Raw genomic sequence first — 16,201 nt, forward strand, 5'->3', positions numbered from 1 at the left:
CGGGAACCCGAATACGTCGGGGCCCCACGACCGGATTCAGCCGCGCAGGAGGTTTGCGACGAAGACGTCGTCGGCCGGGTCGCGAAAGCGGATGCCGGTGGAAACCGAGCGGGTTGCGACCCGAAGCCGGGTCAGGTCGGCACGCGGCTGCTCGACCCGCTCCACGGCCGCCGCGGCCTGGCCGGGCGCGACTTCGAGAAGCGTGAGATGGTTCCGGGAGGCACGCCGCGCCAAAAGGTCGCAGAGCTGCATCAGGGCCGCCTCCCGCACCGGCATCGCGGTCATCAGGTAGAATCGGTTCTCGGTGCCCGGGGTGTCGAGGGCACGGCGCAGGCGTTCGACGCCGCGCTCGAGGAAGGCGTAGTCCGCGTCGTTGCCGGCCGGATCGTGGTGGTTGAACACGAACGGGATCCGGTGGCGCTGGCAGTAGATGCGGTGCCGGCCCAGGAACTCGCCGGGCTTGGGCCGCTCCTCGGGCCGCGTGGTCTCGTGCTGGCGCCGGTCGAGGAGCAGCGCGAAATCGTCCGAGAGGCAGTCGCGCACCATGCCCGGCGCGGAGAAGATCCAGTCGAACGGGCCTGACCAGGTCCTGAGGCCGCTGTCCTTGAGGATCTGGGCCATGTGGCAGTGGCTGCCCAGCGACACATGGTTGAGGGCGCCCGGCTCGCGGGTATCGGGCGCGCGCTCGGTCCGGCGCCTCAGGAGGGAGCCGAGGGACAGGCGCATCGGCGCTAGAGCTTGCGCCCGATGTCGAGGAACTTCGCCGCGCGCCGGTCGCGGACCTCGTCCGGCGAGAGGCCGCCGAATTCGGCGAGGGAGGCCGCGATCGCCTCGCCGGCCGCCGCGATGGCCGCCTCGCGGCCGCGGTGGGCGCCCCCGGTCGCCTCGGGCACGATCCGGTCGATGATGCCCAGCCGCAGGAGGTCCTGCGCGGTGATCTTCATGGCGGTGGCCGCGTCGCTGGCCCGGCCCTGGTCGCGCCACAGGATCGAGGCGGCGCCCTCGGGCGAGATCACCCCGTAGATCGCGTGCTCCATCATCAGGACGCGGTTGGCGGTGGCGAGCGCGATGGCGCCGCCCGAGCCGCCCTCGCCGATGACGAGGGCGACGTTGGGGACACCGAGCGCCAGGCAGGCCTGGGTCGAGCGGGCGATGGCCTCGGCCTGGCCGCGCTCCTCCGCCTCGATGCCGGGGAAGGCGCCCGCCGTGTCGATGAAGGCGAGCACCGGCAGTCCGAAGCGGTCGGCGAGTTCCATCAGGCGCACCGCCTTGCGGTAGCCCTCCGGCCGCGCCATCCCGAAGTTGTGGCGCAGGCGCGCCTCGGTGGTCGCCCCCTTCTCCTGGCCGATGACGCACACCGAGCGCCCCTGGAAGCGCCCGAACCCGGCCACCACCGCGGCGTCCTCGCCGAAGGTGCGGTCGCCCGAGAGCGGCGTGAACTCGGCGATCAGCCCGGCGCAGTAATCGACGAAATGCGGGCGCTGCGGATGACGGGCGACCTGCGTCTTCTGCCAGGGCGTGAGGGCGGCGTAGATGTCCGAGAGCGCGGCCGCGGCCTTGGCCTCCAGGCGCCCGACCTCGTCGGCGATGGAGACGGCGCCGTCGCGGGCGGCCACCGTCCGCAATTCCTCGACCTTCGCCTCGAGTTCGGCCACCGGCTTCTCGAAATCGAGGTAGGAGCGCATCACCGTCATCGATCGGGGGTCCATGTTGGTCGCCGCGGCCGGATGGGTCGCCCCGGGCCATGCTCGTCGCCCGGGCACCGCCGGCCCGTCCCGGCGAACGGTGCCGTGGCCGCCGGGCCGAGAACGGCCGACGCCCGGCCCGGGGGTGTTGGCGAAGCCGCCTCGGCTGTCAACAGCGAGGGGTCCTTGCGATCGCCGACCCGCCCCCTTTTTCCCGGGCCACCGGCCCGACCGCATCCTACCGGGCGACCAGGATGCCGGCCCGTGGCGACAGGCGCAGCCAGGGCACGCGGTCCGCCTCGAACCGACTGCGCGCCGCGCGCCGCCACAGGGGCGGGGCATGATCTCCCACGAGAAGGATCTCGGTCCGCGGGTTGGCCACGGCCAGGCGGGTCACCGCCGCGAACAGGTCCTGCCAGATCTCGGCCATGGCGCAGACCTCCGGATCTCCGAACGGGCCGCCACCGTCGTTGCAATCGTGGCGCCGCGTCGCCTGGCCGGGCTTGACCGGCACGTGGGAGTTCAGGGTCAACCAGTAGACGAAGAGGGGGTCGCGGGCCTCCGCCATCGTCCGGCCGATCGTCTGCGCGATATCGACGTCGCAGGGCCCCGAGAAGGCGCTGCCGCACCGGCGCGGCGCGATGCCGGTGAGGGTCTCGCCGAAGGCGCTGCGGGCGAACCCGACCTGCGGATACCAGGCGGCACGGTCGTAGAACATCCGGCTGAAGCCATGCAGCGCCAGGGTGCTGTAGCCGTGCGCGGCCATCCGGTTGGGCAGGCAGGCGGTGGTTTCCCCGCTCGCCGCGATGTCGCCGTAAGCGGTGCGCGTGCGGCAGAGTTCGCGGATCTCGCCGTGGGAGGTCGCCCCGAAGAAGGTCGTCGTGCCGCGGGTGACGTCGAACCGCTGGACCAGATCCGGCGCCTCGAAGGCGGAGAACAGGATGGCGCGAGCCCGGGCATCGCGCAGCACGCCGAGGCTCTCGACGACGACGAGGAGGACGTTGCGACCGGGCACCGCCGGGCTTGCGAGGGTGTCGAAGCCCGAGGCGATCACCGCCGATTCGAACGGCTGGCCGATGCTCGCGAGCGGACCCACCGCCTGGGCGAGCATGCCGTCGTCGCTCAGGTCGGCCACGCCCAGCGCGAGGGCCGCCGCGAGCAGGAGCGACCGGTTGCCCGCGGCCATCCGCCGACCGCACGAGGCCAGGACCGCGAGGTTGACGGCGAGGTGGACGCAAAGGCCGGCCAGCAAGGCGATGTAGAAAGGTGACGCCAGCAGATCGACCTGCGCCAGCAGGCCGAGGTTGCGCCCCATCGCCCCGATCTCGATGAAGAACATCCGCGGGATGGTCATGGCGAGATCGAACAGGAGGAGGAGGGGAAACAGGGCGGCCACGAGTGCCCTCGGCCAACGTCCGCAAGTGAGGGCGAGAATGGCGTAGGCCGTGATCGACAGCGTCCGGCACGGGAGCCCGAAGGCGAGTTCGGCGCCGAGCGCGAGGGCGTTGGGGAGGATCAGGCCGGCGGCCAGCAGCCACAGCGTCGGTCCGATCCGGAGCGTGCCCGGCGACGGCAGGCGTGACCACCATGGCGCCCGGTACGTCGCCGGCCCTGGCACCCCCACCGACGCTGCCATCGTGCCACTCCCCATCGTCCGGGATGCGACATCGACAGCCTTCCCGTGCAACCGATAAGTGCATCGACTCCGTATCGATCCCGTAAACGCAGGAGCGAAACGGCACGCAGGGCGAGAAGAATGAGATTCTCCGGCACTCGCCGGTCAGTGTCCGTCGAGGAACGTCAGCATCAGGTCGTTGAAGCGGGCCGTCGCCTCCATGTGGACGAGGTGGCCGATGCCGGGCAGCACCTCGGCGCGGCCGTCGGGCATTTTTGCCGCCAGTGCCTTCGCATGGGCCGCGTTGTCGCCCATCCGGTCCTTCAGGGCGGGCGGGGCGAAGGGCTTGCCCGGCGCGTTGCGGTCGTTCTCGCCCATCACGAACAGGGTCGGGGCGGTGACGAGGGGGATCTCGTGCACCACCGGCTGGCCCCAGATGATCTGGTAGGAGTTCACGAAGGACTGCACCCAGCGCGGATACTCGCCCGAGCCCTTCACCCGCTCGCGCAACGCGACGAACGGCTCGATGGCGGAGGCGGGCAGCGACAGGGCGTAGTTCGTCATCAGCTGGCGGCGGTAGGCCTCGGCGGTGGCGTCGGTCTCGATCCGCAGCAGGGTGTCGTTGGAGACCGGCGGCACGAAGAACCGGTAGTCCTCCAGGCCGATCGGGGCTTCGAGGACCAGGGCATTGACCCGCGCCGGCGCGTTGCGGGCGAGGCGGACCGCGAGCATGCCGCCCATCGAATGGGCGACCACGTCGACGCGGGCCAGGCCGAGGGCATCGAGCAGCGCCACCGTCTCGGCCGCCATGGTGTCGAAGCCGAAGGGCGCCACCGGCTTCGAGGACTTGCCGAAGCCGAGCTGGTCGGGCGCCACCACCCGGTAGCCACCGGCGCTCAGGGCGGCGATCACCGGCTCCCAGTAGCTCGACGGGAAGTTGCGTCCGTGCAGCAGGAGCGCGGTACGGCCGTTGGGGGTGCCCGAGGCCGGCACGTCCATGTAGGCGAGGCGCTGGCGCTCCCCGTCGCGCATCAGGTCGAGGAAGCGTACCGGATAGGGATAGGCGAAGCCCTCGATCCCGATCCCGAGGGGAGCCTCGTCGGCCCGGACGGGAAGCGGCGCGAGGCCGAGCACGAGCGCCAGGCCCAGGGCCGAACCGGTCAGCGCCGTGGACACGGCAGGGCCGCGTTTGGGGAAAGCCATGGGGAACTCCGGTGTGGCATGCCTTGAACGAGGCGGATGCGCGGTGACATAGGGCGGCACGGCCGCCGTCCTGGCCATGGACACGCTCATGACGCAAGAGGCCGACACGCAAGCCGCCAGCGGGCCGGACGCTGCAACATCGATGGACGGCCTACCGCCGCGCGAGCGGATGCTGGCGCTCCTGGCGATCGCGCTCGCCATGACCATGGCGGTGCTCGACGGGGCGATCGTCAACGTCGCCCTGCCGGTGATGGCCAAGGACCTCGGGGTGAGTCCGTCCGCGGCGATCTTCGTGGTCAACGGCTTCCAGATCGCGGTGACGGCCTGCCTGCTGCCGTTCGCGTCGCTGGGCGACATCCTCGGCTACCGCCGGGTCTACCTCGGGGGGCTGGTCCTGTTCACCGCCGCCTCGCTGGCCTGTGCCCTGTCGCCCTCGCTCGGCTGGCTGGTGGCGGCGCGGATCGCCCAAGGGGTGGGGGCGGCCGGGATCATGAGCGTGAACATCGCGCTGGTGCGCTTCATCTATCCGAGCCGGCTGATCGGGCGCGGGGTCGGCAACGTCGCCCTGATCGTGGCGATGGCCTCGGCGGCCGGCCCCACCGTGGCGGCGGCGATCCTGTCGGTGGCGACCTGGCCGTGGCTGTTCCTCGTCAACCTGCCCGTCGGGCTCGTCGCCTTCGCGGTGGCGTTGCGCACGCTCCCCGCCACGCCCCGCAGCGGCGCCCGGTTCGACGGGGTCAGCGCGGTGCTCAACGCGCTCACCTTCGGCCTCCTCATCATCGGCATCGACGGCATCGGCCAGGCCGAGGGGCGCGCAATCGCGCTCCTCGAGATCGGCGCGGCGCTGGCCGTCGGCACGGTGTTCGTCCTCACGCAGCTGCGTAGGCCGGCACCCCTGCTGCCGGTCGATCTCCTGCGCATCCCCGCCTTCGCCCTATCGATGGCGACCTCCGTCGCCTCCTTCGCGGCGCAGATGATGGCCTACGTGGCGCTGCCGTTCTACTTCCAGGACGTGATGCGGCTCTCCGAGACGCAGACCGGCTTCCTGATGACGCCCTGGCCCATCGCCATCGCGGTCATGGCGCCGATCTCGGGGCGGCTCGCCGACCGCTACGCGCCGGGCCTGCTCGGCGGCGTCGGCCTCACGCTCCTCGCCCTCGGGCTGGCCGCGGTGGCCCTGCTGCCGGCCGATCCGTCCGCCGTCGACATCGGCTGGCGCCTGACCCTGTGCGGCCTCGGCTTCGGGCTGTTCCAGTCGCCCAACAACAAGGTCATCATCACGAGCGCACCGCGCCACCGCAGCGGGGGCGCGAGCGGCATGCAATCGACGGCCCGCCTCACCGGGCAATCCCTCGGCGCGGCCCTGGTGGCGGTGATCTTCGGGCTCGGCCAAGGTCTCGGGCCCGGCCCCGCCATCACGGTCGCCCTGTGGTGCGCCTGCGGGCTGGCGGCGCTGGGCGCGGCGGCCAGCGTGATGCGGCGCCAGCCGCAGGGGTGACCTCCGCCAACCCGGCGGCCTCCGACGCGTTGTCGGGGTACGTCGACCAGCATCAGGAGTGGCCATGAACCTCGACCTCACCGGGCGTACCGCCCTCGTCACCGGCTCAACGGGCGGCATCGGCTACGCCATCGCCAAGGCGCTGGCCGGCCTGGGCGCCACCGTCGCCGTCAACGGGCGTACCCCCGACCGCTGCGCCGACGCGGTGGCCCGCCTCAAGCGGGAGACCGGCTCGGGCGCGATCTTCGCCGCCCCCGGCGACGTCTCGGCGGCCAAGGGCACGCAGGCCGTGGTGGCCGGCCTGCCAGCGGTGGACATCCTCGTCAACAACGCCGGCATCTTCGAGCCGAAACCCTTCTTCGAGATCCCGGACGAGGACTGGCAGCGGTTCTACGAGACCAACGTGATGAGCGGGGTGCGGCTGTCGCGGGCCTACACGCCCGGCATGGTCGAGAAGGGCTGGGGCCGCGTGGTCTTCATCTCCAGCGAATCCGCCGTGAACATCCCCGTGGAGATGGTCCACTACGGCATGACGAAGACCGCGCAGCTCGCCATCGCCCGGGGCCTCGCCGAGACCGTCTCGGGCTCGGGCGTGACCGTCAACAGCGTGTTGCCCGGCCCGACCCTGTCGGAGGGCGTGGCCGACTTCATGAAGGAAATGGCCAAGGGCAGCGAGAATCCGGACCTCGACGCGATGGGCAAGGCTTTCGTGGCCGAGCACCGGCCGACCTCGCTGATCGGGCGGCTCGCCACCGTGGACGAGGTCGCCAACATGGTCGCCTACGTCTGCAGCCCGGCGGCCAGCGCCACCAGCGGCGCGGCCCTGCGTGTCGACGGCGGCGTGCTGCGCAACATCGCCTGACGGAAGACCCCGGACACGACGACGCCCGGTCCGTGACGGACCGGGCGTGGTTTTCGGTTGGGTCGGAAGCGGACCGTCAGGCCGACTTGAGATGGGCCGCGAGGTGCTTGTTCATCTCGAACATCGTGCACTTGTCCTTGCCGAAGACCTTCTTGAGCTTGTCGTCGGCCAGAATCTCGCGCTTGTTCTCGGGGTTCTGGAGATTGTGTTTCTTGATGTACTCCCAGACCTTGCTGACCACTTCACCGCGCGGCAGCGAGGCGGCGCCGACGATGGCGGCGAGTTCCTCGGTGGGCTTGAGGGGCTGCTGCAGGGCGTTGGGCTTGGCGGCCTTGGTCTCGGCGGCCTTGCCATCGGAGCCCTTGGTCTCGGCTGCCTTCTTCCCCTTGGGAGCGGCGGCCGCCTTCTCGGTGGCCTTCGGTGCGGTCTTGGTAGCCATGGCTTCCCTCCGGATGTGGCTGCGAGCGCCAGTCGATCCGTGGCCCAAGGCCTCGGGGCGCATAGCTGCAACAACTAAGCGGTGACCACCGCGTTCCAAGGGGAAATCACCGCCAGCGCGATCGTCATCCACAGATGGTGAAGACGGAGCGACCTGGAAGACCCATTCCGCGCGCCGCGGCGGCCGCCCGGCGGAACCTCGCGGCCCGCGACGGGCTTCCCCTTCGGCAACAGCGAACCCGCGCCGGCCCGGCCCCGTCGGCGCCACTCCAGGAGACCGCATGCCCACGGACCTGCCCGCCTCGCACCGCCCGCCGCAGGACGATCAGGAGCGGATTCTGCGCGCCCCCGGATCGCTCGAACTCGACCCCGCCGCCGAGGACATCGGCACCGACGAGACCGCGCGCCTCATCGCCTCGACCCGCGTCGAGGGCACCGCGGTCTACGACCAGGAGGGCACGCACCTCGGCGCAGTGAAGAGCGTCATGCTCGACAAGGTCTCGGGTCAGGTCGCCTACGTCGTGCTGGCCGCCGGCGGCTTCCTGGGGCTGGGCGAGAGCCTGCACCCGCTGCCCTGGCGCTCCCTGCGCTACAGCGTCGAGCTCGGCGGCTACGTGGTCGAGATCGACCGCGACGCCCTGGAGCAGGCGCCCGGGGACGGTCGCGACCAACCCCTCCTGGCGAACGACATGCCGACTTCGGGCGGCGAACCACGCCTGTAGCCACCATGCCCGGACGGCGAGCGGACGACGCCGAGACGTCCGGGCTAGCCGCCGGTCCCATGTCCCGGCCCGATGTCATCGTCCTGCCTCGCGGGGGACGGTGAACGCATCGACGAGCGCTCCGGCTCGACCGAGAGCGCCGTGGGCCCGTGCGGGTACCGCTTGAAAGGCAGCGACAAGGTCGGCAGGCCGTCGCTTCGACGGCGGCGGATGATCGTCTCGCTCTCGCGTTCCGCGGGAACGGCTACGACGAGACTTCGCCGGCCCGGGGCCCCGCTCGACGCCACACCGGTCTGCCTCAGCGAGGAAACCCGCGATGGCGGTGCAGCCAACGCATTCGAGGTCGGCCTGAGCGTGCAATCCGCCCCGTGGGATTCGATCTTGTCAGCACCGGCCGTCCAGCCTAGGTCCGGATGCGCAAGCAACGCAAGACGTACATTGGAACGTTTATCATTCTTACCTGCGTAGCGACACGGCGATTGATGCGACATTATTGAAGGCATCGATTTTTTGTCCGACAATGGCGGTCGATGGAATTCCGGCTCCGACGCCGAGGCATGAGGTTTTTGCAGTGTCGAACACCACCTCGACCTCGATCCGCAGCGGATCTCGCCTCGTCGGTGGAGCCAGGATCGCCGGACGGGTCGCCCTGGCAACGGGAGGAGGCTACGGGATCGCCGCGCTCGTCACCGCGCTCCTGTCGCTGACGCTGCCCCTGTCGCGGCCCGAGGCGGTGACGACGGCGACGCTTCTCAGCTTTGCCGTCATGGCGGGGGTCGTCGTGCTGGTCTTCGCGATGCGCTCCCTCCTGCGGGCGACCGTCATGACGGCGGGTGCCGCAATCGTCATCGGCGGGAGCCTGTGGCTGGTGGCCTCCGCGGGAGCGGGATTCTGATGCCGGCCGCCCTCGTTCTCAACCTCGGGCTGGGTTTTGCGGCGCTCGCGGCCCTCTGCCTGAGCCTGGACCGGCACCACAGGGAGGTGTTCCGGTCGAGGCCGGGAAAACGGCGGGTCGTCGCCCTGCGCCTGGCCGGATGGGTCGGCATCGGCCTGTCCCTGCTCCTGACCGGGCACGTGGAAGGCTGGGACCTCGGGCTCGTCGGATGGATCGGTGCGCTGACGGGGGCGGCCGTCGCCCTCGTCCTGCTGCTGTCCTATCGTCCCCGCATCGTTTATCCGGCCGGCGCGGGAGCATTCCTCGTCGGAGCGTGCGCGGGTCTGCTGCTCTTGTTGCGCTGAGGCCGATCCGGCCGGGCGTGACAGGACGTGTTCTTCAAGAGACCGTCATCGTCGGCTCGATCGGGCGGTCCGAAGCCTTCCGCCGCGGGGCTTCGTAGCGGACGACCTTGCGGGCCGCGAGGGCGAACAGGGCCGCCAGCATCAGCATCGCGGCGTCGAACCAGGCGAAGAGCGGATCGCCGCCGGATCGGCGCAAGGGGTGACCGGGCGTCGTGAGGACGTCGGCGGCGACGACGGCCAGGCACAGGAGCGCGACCGCGGCGAGGCCCTCGCACCAGGCCCGCCGCTCCGGGCGGGCGAGCGGCAACACGGCCGCGACGATCCAGGCGACGAAGAACGCCTGGACCTCCCGATCCCCCCGTCCGGCGAGGTCCACGGGCAGGAGCCGGTTGGCGAGGAAATAGACGGCGACCGCCGCCGGAAGACCCACGATGCTGCCGACGTTCAGCGCCTGGACGAGGCGCAGGCCGAAGAAGGGTCGCTCGGCCGCTTTCGGCAGGCGCGCCAGCGACCACAGGACGATCCCGGTCGCGATCATGGCGCAGCCCATCACGCCGCACAGGAAGAACAGCAGGCGCAGGGCCGTGCCGGCGAACTGCCCTTCGTGCAGGCCGGTCATGACCGTCAAGGTCTTGGCTGCGGGCTCGAGGCCGCCGTTGCGGACCTCGAGGATCTCGCCGCTCACGCCGTCGAAGGCGATCTGGGGCTGCTCGTGGGAAATGCCGTGCGGCTCCTCGAACATCGCCACCACGGTCGCCTTGGCATCGCCCTGGTTCGCGATCGTCAGCCGCTCCAGCCTCTCCGGCACGGTGGCGAGCGCCCGCGCGACGAGCGGCCCGACCGGCGCGAGGGCGGCGGGCTTTCCACTCGGCGGGCGGGCCGTCGTGGTCCAGCCGGCCTCGGCGAAGAAAGTCCTGGCCTCGCCCTTGTAGGCCGCGGTCACACCCCACGGCATGTAGAACGTCGCCAGCGTCACGAACCCCGTGTAGGTGATCATCAGGTGGAACGGCAGCGCCAGGACGCCGGTGACGTTGTGGGCGTCGAGGAAGCTGCGCCGGGACGCCTTGTCCCGGCGGAAGGTGAAGAAGTCGGCGAAGATCCGCTTGTGGGTGACGATGCCGGAGATCAGCGCCACCAGCATGATCATGGTGCAGACGCCGACCGCCCAGCGCCCCCAGAACGACGGCAGATGCAGTTCGAAGTGGAACAGATAGAGGAAGTCGCCGCCCTCCGTGTCCCGCACGGCGGCCGGTGCGCCGGTGCGCGGATCGAGCAGGACGTGGCCCGGCGGCTCCCCGGGCCGGTTGCGCCAGAACAGGTCGAGCACCGGGTGATCGGGCCGGGGCATGCCAACGAGCCAGGTCCTGGCTTTGGGCGCGTGCTCCTTGAGATAGGCCACCGCCCGCTCGGCGGCCGCGGCGAGTTCCGGCCCCTGCACCGCCTCGACCTGGGCGAGTTCGGGGCGCATCCAGCGGGAGATGTCGGTGCGGTAGTAGCTCGCGGTGCCCGTCACGAAGACGGCGAACAGCACCCAGCCGACGACGAGGCCGGACCAGGTGTGCAGCCACGCCATCGACTGGCGAAAGCTTCCTGTCACGATGCGGTCCCCCCACCGGGGGCGAGGATCGTCGCGGGTCCGATCGTCATCGCAGGCCTCAGAAGTCGAAGGATGCGGACAGGATGAACGTGCGGGGCGCCCCCACCGCGAGGAAGCCGCGGGCGGCCGACGCCCAGTACGAATCGTCGAGGAGGTTCTCGACGATGGCGCGGACGACGACGGGCTTGCCGTTCACGCCCTCGAAGACGTAGCGCAGGCCGGCGTCGAAGCGGGTCCAGTCCGGCACCGACTGCGTGTTGGCCTGGTTGTAGAACTGGCCGCTCGTGTAGATCGCCCGGCCGGTCAGCGTCAGCCCCGGCGCCAGCCACGGCGGCAGGTCGTACTCGCCGTAGAGGTTGAACGCGGTGTCGGGGACGCCGGGCGCGGCATTCCCGTCGAACTGGCGCCCCAGGGTGTTGACGAGCTTGGCGTCGATGAGGGTGACGCCGCCGAGCAGCCGCACGCCGGCGAAGGGCTCGCCGAACACATTGAACTCGATGCCGCGGTTGCGCTGGAGGCCGCTGACGGAGAACCGCCTGGTGGTGGGATCGGTGAAGGCGCTCGGCTGCTCGATCTCGAACAGCGACGCCGTGACCGCGACGGTGCCGAAATCGTACTTGGCGCCGACCTCCTTCTGCATGTTCACCGTGGGGGCGAAGATCTCGTTGGCGTTGACGGCCACGGTCGGTGCGGTCGCCCCCGGCACCAGGGCCTCGATATAGTTGCCGTAGAACGACAGCGCGTCGAAGGGGCTGAAGACGACGGCGATGGCCGGAGTGATCTTGCCCTCCTTGTATTGCGACGTCGGCGACCCCTGGGTCGGGCCCGGGAGCGCCACGAAGCCGTTCTGGTCGATCTCCTGGTAGCGCCCGCCCAGCGTCAGCAGGAAGCGGTCGCCCGCGAGGGAGAGGGTATCGGCGATGGCCACGCTGCGCGCGGTGAGGTCGGCGAAAATGGGCTGTCCGCCCGAGCGAGGGAATCCGATCGTCGGGACGGAGCCAGACGGCAGGTAGACCGGGTCGTAGATGTTGGTCTGGTAGCTGGGGAGCCGCGGTGCGGTGTAGCCGCGCGAGAAATTGCCGTTGTAGGCCTCGACGGCCGAGACGTTGAACCGGTGGCCGACGAACCCCGTCTCGAACTGGGAGCGCAGCCCGACTTCGATGCTGCGGCCCTGAAGCTCGGTGGGAGAGATGGACAGCGTGTTCGTCGCCCGGCCGGTCGGGCTCGTGATCTGATAGAAGGAGGACAGGGAATCCTCGTTGTAGCGGCTGATGCCGCCGGCGGCGTAGACCGTCGTGTCCGGCAACAGGTCATATTCGACCCGCCCTGCCAACATATTGTACGATGAATCGTAGTACTCGAAGGAATTCGAGGTGTTGCGTCGATTGTTCGGCGCCCGGGGAATCGCGATATTGGCCGCCGCCGAGTTGAAGAGCGACGACGGTGCCGTGACGTTCTGCTTCGAATGCGTCAGATCGAGCGCGGCGCGGAAACGGTCGCCACGGTAGTCGAGGCCCACCGCGAGGTTGCTGACCTCGAGAGCGTTCTTGTCGAGCGGTGTCGCGCCGTTGCGGTAGGCGCCGTTGAAGCGAACGCCCCATTCCTTGAACGCCCCGTAGCGGCGGCCCACGTCGAGATGCGTCCCGACCTGCGCGTCGCTCGTGTAGAAGGTGTTGATCCGCGTCAGCGGTTCGTCGAAGGCGCGCTTGGGGACGAGATTGATGGTGCCGCCGACCCGGCCGGTCCCGCCGCTCAGGAGCGCGGTCGGACCCTTGAGGATCTCGACCCGCTCGATGCCCTCGAGCTGCGTGCGGCGCGGATTGGCGATGTAGAACAGGCCGTCGAAGGCGGTATCGAGGTTGGTGACCGAGAAGCCGCGGATGAAGAACGAGTCGCGATCGCTGAACGCCGGAGCGTCGTTGCGGACCGACGGATCGTTGAGCACGACGTCGGACAGCGTCCGGGCCTGCTGATCGCCGATCAGCTTGTTGGTGTAGCCCGTGACGTTGAAGGGCGTCTTCAGGACCGAGCGATTGCCCAGGAAGCCGACACGGGTTCCGGACCCGACCTGGCCGCCGGCATAGGGGACGGGGGGCTGTCCCACGGTGCCGGACGAGGGCGGCTGGCCGCCGACGACGCCGCGGCCCTGGACCTGCCCCTCGACGCGCAGCTCTTCGAGCGTCACCGCGTCCGCACCCTGCGCGCCGAGCTGGACGTAGCGCGGATTGACCGGAGCGATCGTCGAGGCGTCGACCCGTCGGAGGGTCGGGCCGGCACCGCCGCCTGCGACCGCCGCCTGGGTCATCACCCCCATGGACACGCCGGCGAGGGCGACCCACGCCGTCCGCCTGTATGATCCACGTACGCACAACGCCATGTCAAAACCCCCGTGATGTGTCCGCCGATCGGCCCGCTGCGCACGATCGCCGGCGCCAGCGAGGCGGCGCTTTTCCAAATTAAGCAACTCCTCCAACAGGTTATATCTATTCCAGCCTGGCATCGGTCGGCACGGCAAGTCGCTGACCTCCCTCACGAATCGTGCCGTCGTCGACGCCGGATGAGAAATAGAACAGTTATAAGATACATTTCATTTAGAGGCGCCGTTGCAGGCAAGACACACGCTCGATACGTTATTCTGGAAGTATTCTAATCGATAGATGCTTGCAAAGCGCCACGTTTTTCTGGAACAAGAGCGTGCCATTCGCGATTGGGCCGTGATGACCCTCGCCCTGCGTGAAGGCGCATCCGAGGACACCGGCCGCCGATGATCGCCGGGCCATGCGGAACCGCTCGGTGGGCCGAATACGGGAGGCGCCCGACGTCGTGGCGTTGCCGAAACGCGTCGACCGGAAGATTGGGCGCCCGACAAGCACGGCATATGGATCGGACAAACGAGCTTCCGAACGATAACCCAAACGTGAAAGCCATCGTAAATGACGCCAGCCGCATTGGTTTGCGATAAAAATGGAAATCGACGAATTCCAATCTATGGTTTTCATCTTGACGTCGTTTTTTGAATCGACCATCTGATGACCGCGGTTCAATAAATACCATTTTATGTCGCTTTATGATATTATATACCAATCTATAATCACTATATTAGAATATCAATATTTGAGTTTTACGCACAATTGAGATGAGGCGACGAATTTATTTCTTTCGTTGGATCTTCGTGACGATCGGGATGGGGAGGAGAATGCCATTGGCGAAAACAGGAGGGTCCTTCGGCGTGATCCAGAGCGCCCGGGTCGTCATCGCGACTTCACGCAACCGCGAATTCGCCGGCGGGGCGATCTCGTACCGGCCGGTGCGCAGCCCTGCGGCCGCGCGCGAAACGATGGCCCGCCGTGCCGCATCGTCGGAGCGACGTGTCGCTCCGCACCGTCCTGAGGCGATGGAGACGTCGCGCAGGATGCCGACCGTCGGCCGGTAGACCGTCCGATCCCCTCGCGGCCGTCCTCGGCCGCGCCGCCTGGCAACCCGAGGCCTTCGCCACCCCAAGGCCTCGCCACCCCAAGGCCTCGCCACCCAAGGCCTTCGCCGAGGATCGATCCTCATGCCACCATCGTCCCAGCCCATCGCCGAGGCGGCGGCCTTTCGCAGTTTCGCGAACGGCTACCTGCGCGAGATCGATCCCGGCATCCGGGTCCGTCATGCCCTGCCGGACGGGCCGCCGGCAGCCTGCGTGGAATGGAACCTGCGCAGCCAGCGCATCGCGATCCGCGCCGAAATCCGCTCCCCTTCGCTGTGCGGCGCGCAGATCTTCGGCCGCCTCTGGACCCGTCATCTCCACGAGCCCCGCTGGCGTTCGGTCGCGCCGATGCGCGCGATCCAGGATCTCCTCGGCGAGGCCTATGCGCGCGTGGACGAAGGATCGGGGGAGACGGCCCGCGGGCGCGAGCTGGAACTGCTCGGGCGCGTGCTCGACAGCTACCGCGAGACCGCCCGCCAGCTCGATCTCGCCCGAGAGGCGACGGCCGACGACACGAGCTTCATCGGGGCCGACCGCGCGCTGGTTTTCGGACACTGGCTCCACCCGACGCCCAAGAGCCGGCAGGGTCTCGCGTCCTGGCAGGCGCGAGCCTATGCGCCCGAGGAAGCGGGCACGTTCCAGCTCGCCGTCTTCGCCGTCCGTGCGGACCGCGCCCGGCACGATTCGGCAGGGTCTCGCTCAGCGCCCGAGGTCGCGCTGGAGCTCCTCGGCGCCGATGCGGCACGGGTGCCGCTGCGGCCGGGCGAGATCGCCGTGCCGATGCATCCGCTCCAGGCCGAGGCCCTGATGCTGGAGCCGCACGTCGCGGCGATGGTCGATGCGGGCGTGCTGAGGCGCCTCGGCGCCTTCGGCCCCCGCTTCACCGCGACCTCCTCGCTCCGGACCGTCTACGCGCCGGAGAGCCCCTGGATGGCGAAGTTCTCGCTTCCCGTCACCCTCACCAACTCGCTGCGCGTCAACCGGATCGCCGAACTCGAAGCCGGCGTCGCCATGGCCCGGCTCATCGCGCGCAGCGGGTTCGCTGCGCGCCATCCCGCCTTCCGGATCCTCTCCGACCCGGCCTATCTCACGCTGCGCTGCCCCGACCGCGAGGAGAGCGGCTTCGAGACGGTGTTTCGCGAAAACCCGTTCCGCGATGGGGCCGAGCGGGGCGTCGCCACCCTGGCGGCCCTGACCGCCGAGCCGCTTCCGGGCCGCCCCTCACGGCTCGAGACCCTGCTGCGCCATCTCCGCGACGACGGCACCGCGCCGTCGAAGGCCGTCCGAACCTGGTTCGGCCTCTACCTCGATTGCATGCTGGAGCCCGTGGTCGCGCTCTACGACGCGCACGGGATCGCGCTGGAGGCGCATCAGCAGAACGCGCTCCTCGACGTCTCCACCGGCTGGCCGCGCCGGGGCTTCTACCGCGACAACCAGGGCTTCTACCTGTCGGAGTCGGCCCGCCCGCGGCTCCTGCGCCTCGCGCCCGAGACCGCCGCCATCGCCGGGCTCTATTTCGAGGACGGCGAGGTCCGCCGCCGCCTCGCCTATTATCTCGTGGTCAACCAGATCTTCTCCGTGATCTCCCGGATGGGGCACGACGGGCCGGTCGGCGAGGATATCCTCGTCGACGACCTCGCCGACCGGTTGGAGGCGATGGCCCGCCGCATGACGGGACATGGCCGGGCCTTCGCCCGCGCGGTGCTGCAGGGGCCGACCCTCTGCACCAAGGCCAACCTGCGCGTGCGCCTGTCCGATCGCGATGAGCTGGCCTCGGGCGACGGCAGCGGCAACTACATCGACATGCCCAACCCGCTCCGCCTGCGCGCGGCGGCTCGGACGGAGGCCGGCCATGCCCTCGCCTCTTGAG

14 protein-coding genes are annotated in these 16,201 nt (G+C 69.6%); 7 read left to right on the top strand and 7 right to left on the bottom strand.

Annotation, left to right across the window (positions count from 1 at the left end):
* Window positions 1-36: 36 nt before the first annotated feature.
* The 4 genes from ASG40_RS14505 to ASG40_RS14520 form a co-directional block, all read right to left on the bottom strand.
* Window positions 37-726: a DUF1796 family putative cysteine peptidase gene (locus tag ASG40_RS14505; protein WP_055887060.1), complete on the bottom strand. Its 690-nt coding sequence runs from the start codon at window positions 724-726 to the stop codon at window positions 37-39.
* Between the two features lie 5 nt (window positions 727-731).
* Window positions 732-1,685 (bottom strand): acetyl-CoA carboxylase carboxyltransferase subunit alpha, encoded by a 954-nt coding sequence (locus ASG40_RS14510; RefSeq protein ID WP_200944269.1) that lies wholly within the window; start codon window positions 1,683-1,685, stop codon window positions 732-734.
* Between the two features lie 238 nt (window positions 1,686-1,923).
* Entirely contained in the window at window positions 1,924-3,321 is a 1,398-nt protein-coding gene (locus tag ASG40_RS14515) for a sulfatase-like hydrolase/transferase (protein ID WP_055887066.1), read from the bottom strand.
* 144 nt (window positions 3,322-3,465) lie between these two features.
* Window positions 3,466-4,503 carry an alpha/beta fold hydrolase gene (locus ASG40_RS14520; RefSeq protein ID WP_055887069.1) on the bottom strand — a complete coding sequence of 346 codons (1,038 nt, stop codon included), beginning with the start codon at window positions 4,501-4,503 and terminating at the stop codon, window positions 3,466-3,468.
* A gap of 88 nt (window positions 4,504-4,591) precedes the next feature.
* Between ASG40_RS14520 and ASG40_RS14525 the strand changes: the two genes are divergently transcribed.
* A complete protein-coding gene (locus tag ASG40_RS14525; RefSeq protein ID WP_244480625.1) occupies window positions 4,592-6,001 on the top strand; it encodes an MFS transporter in 1,410 nt (469 codons plus the stop codon).
* Window positions 6,002-6,065: 64 nt separating this feature from the next.
* Window positions 6,066-6,863, top strand: coding sequence for an SDR family NAD(P)-dependent oxidoreductase (locus tag ASG40_RS14530; protein WP_055887075.1), 798 nt, complete (start codon window positions 6,066-6,068; stop codon window positions 6,861-6,863).
* Window positions 6,864-6,939: 76 nt separating this feature from the next.
* Here the strand turns inward: ASG40_RS14530 and ASG40_RS14535 are convergent, their stop codons facing one another.
* Entirely contained in the window at window positions 6,940-7,302 is a 363-nt protein-coding gene (locus tag ASG40_RS14535) for an SWIB/MDM2 domain-containing protein (RefSeq protein WP_055887078.1), read from the bottom strand.
* Between the two features lie 280 nt (window positions 7,303-7,582).
* Between ASG40_RS14535 and ASG40_RS14540 the strand changes: the two genes are divergently transcribed.
* From ASG40_RS14540 to ASG40_RS14550, 3 genes are all read left to right on the top strand, one after another.
* Complete coding sequence (locus tag ASG40_RS14540) at window positions 7,583-8,023, top strand: PRC-barrel domain-containing protein (RefSeq protein WP_055887082.1); 441 nt, start codon at window positions 7,583-7,585, stop codon at window positions 8,021-8,023.
* 571 nt (window positions 8,024-8,594) lie between these two features.
* Window positions 8,595-8,918: an iron transporter gene (locus ASG40_RS14545; RefSeq protein ID WP_244472347.1), complete on the top strand. Its 324-nt coding sequence runs from the start codon at window positions 8,595-8,597 to the stop codon at window positions 8,916-8,918.
* Window positions 8,918-9,262 carry a DUF3325 domain-containing protein gene (locus ASG40_RS14550; RefSeq protein ID WP_055887085.1) on the top strand — a complete coding sequence of 115 codons (345 nt, stop codon included), beginning with the start codon at window positions 8,918-8,920 and terminating at the stop codon, window positions 9,260-9,262. The genes ASG40_RS14545 and ASG40_RS14550 overlap by 1 nt, the downstream gene beginning before the upstream one ends.
* A 34-nt stretch (window positions 9,263-9,296) precedes the next feature.
* Here the strand turns inward: ASG40_RS14550 and ASG40_RS14555 are convergent, their stop codons facing one another.
* Both ASG40_RS14555 and ASG40_RS14560 read right to left on the bottom strand, forming a co-directional pair.
* Complete coding sequence (locus ASG40_RS14555) at window positions 9,297-10,859, bottom strand: PepSY-associated TM helix domain-containing protein (protein ID WP_055887088.1); 1,563 nt, start codon at window positions 10,857-10,859, stop codon at window positions 9,297-9,299.
* Between the two features lie 58 nt (window positions 10,860-10,917).
* Window positions 10,918-13,173 carry a TonB-dependent receptor gene (locus ASG40_RS14560; RefSeq protein WP_443136618.1) on the bottom strand — a complete coding sequence of 752 codons (2,256 nt, stop codon included), beginning with the start codon at window positions 13,171-13,173 and terminating at the stop codon, window positions 10,918-10,920.
* A gap of 915 nt (window positions 13,174-14,088) precedes the next feature.
* Here ASG40_RS14560 and ASG40_RS21290 point away from each other — a divergent pair.
* Together ASG40_RS21290 and ASG40_RS14565 are read left to right on the top strand one after the other, a co-directional pair.
* Window positions 14,089-14,292, top strand: a complete 204-nt coding sequence (locus ASG40_RS21290) for a hypothetical protein (RefSeq protein ID WP_156387733.1) — start codon at window positions 14,089-14,091, stop codon at window positions 14,290-14,292.
* Window positions 14,293-14,415: 123 nt separating this feature from the next.
* Window positions 14,416-16,200 carry an IucA/IucC family protein gene (locus ASG40_RS14565; protein WP_055887091.1) on the top strand — a complete coding sequence of 595 codons (1,785 nt, stop codon included), beginning with the start codon at window positions 14,416-14,418 and terminating at the stop codon, window positions 16,198-16,200.
* The last annotated feature ends 1 nt before the right edge of the window (window position 16,201 follow it).

Origin of the sequence: Methylobacterium sp. Leaf399, from assembly GCF_001424525.1 — a bacterium.
Classification (GTDB): Bacteria; Pseudomonadota; Alphaproteobacteria; order Rhizobiales; family Beijerinckiaceae; genus Methylobacterium.

Bases quoted from the DNA above. Each gene is read 5' to 3' on its own strand.
- ASG40_RS14550 (WP_055887085.1), top strand. From the start codon at position 8,918: ATGCCGGCCGCCCTCGTTCTCAACCTCGGGCTGGGTTTTGCGGCGCTC.
- ASG40_RS14530 (WP_055887075.1), top strand. From the start codon at position 6,066: ATGAACCTCGACCTCACCGGGCGTACCGCCCTCGTCACCGGCTCAACG.
- ASG40_RS14540 (WP_055887082.1), top strand. From the start codon at position 7,583: ATGCCCACGGACCTGCCCGCCTCGCACCGCCCGCCGCAGGACGATCAG.
- ASG40_RS14505 (WP_055887060.1), bottom strand. From the start codon at position 726: ATGCGCCTGTCCCTCGGCTCCCTCCTGAGGCGCCGGACCGAGCGCGCG.
- ASG40_RS14535 (WP_055887078.1), bottom strand. From the start codon at position 7,302: ATGGCTACCAAGACCGCACCGAAGGCCACCGAGAAGGCGGCCGCCGCT.
- ASG40_RS14525 (WP_244480625.1), top strand. From the start codon at position 4,592: ATGACGCAAGAGGCCGACACGCAAGCCGCCAGCGGGCCGGACGCTGCA.
- ASG40_RS14520 (WP_055887069.1), bottom strand. From the start codon at position 4,503: ATGGCTTTCCCCAAACGCGGCCCTGCCGTGTCCACGGCGCTGACCGGT.
- ASG40_RS14515 (WP_055887066.1), bottom strand. From the start codon at position 3,321: ATGGCAGCGTCGGTGGGGGTGCCAGGGCCGGCGACGTACCGGGCGCCA.
- ASG40_RS14510 (WP_200944269.1), bottom strand. From the start codon at position 1,685: ATGCGCTCCTACCTCGATTTCGAGAAGCCGGTGGCCGAACTCGAGGCG.
- ASG40_RS14560 (WP_443136618.1), bottom strand. From the start codon at position 13,173: ATGGGGGTGATGACCCAGGCGGCGGTCGCAGGCGGCGGTGCCGGCCCG.
- ASG40_RS14565 (WP_055887091.1), top strand. From the start codon at position 14,416: ATGCCACCATCGTCCCAGCCCATCGCCGAGGCGGCGGCCTTTCGCAGT.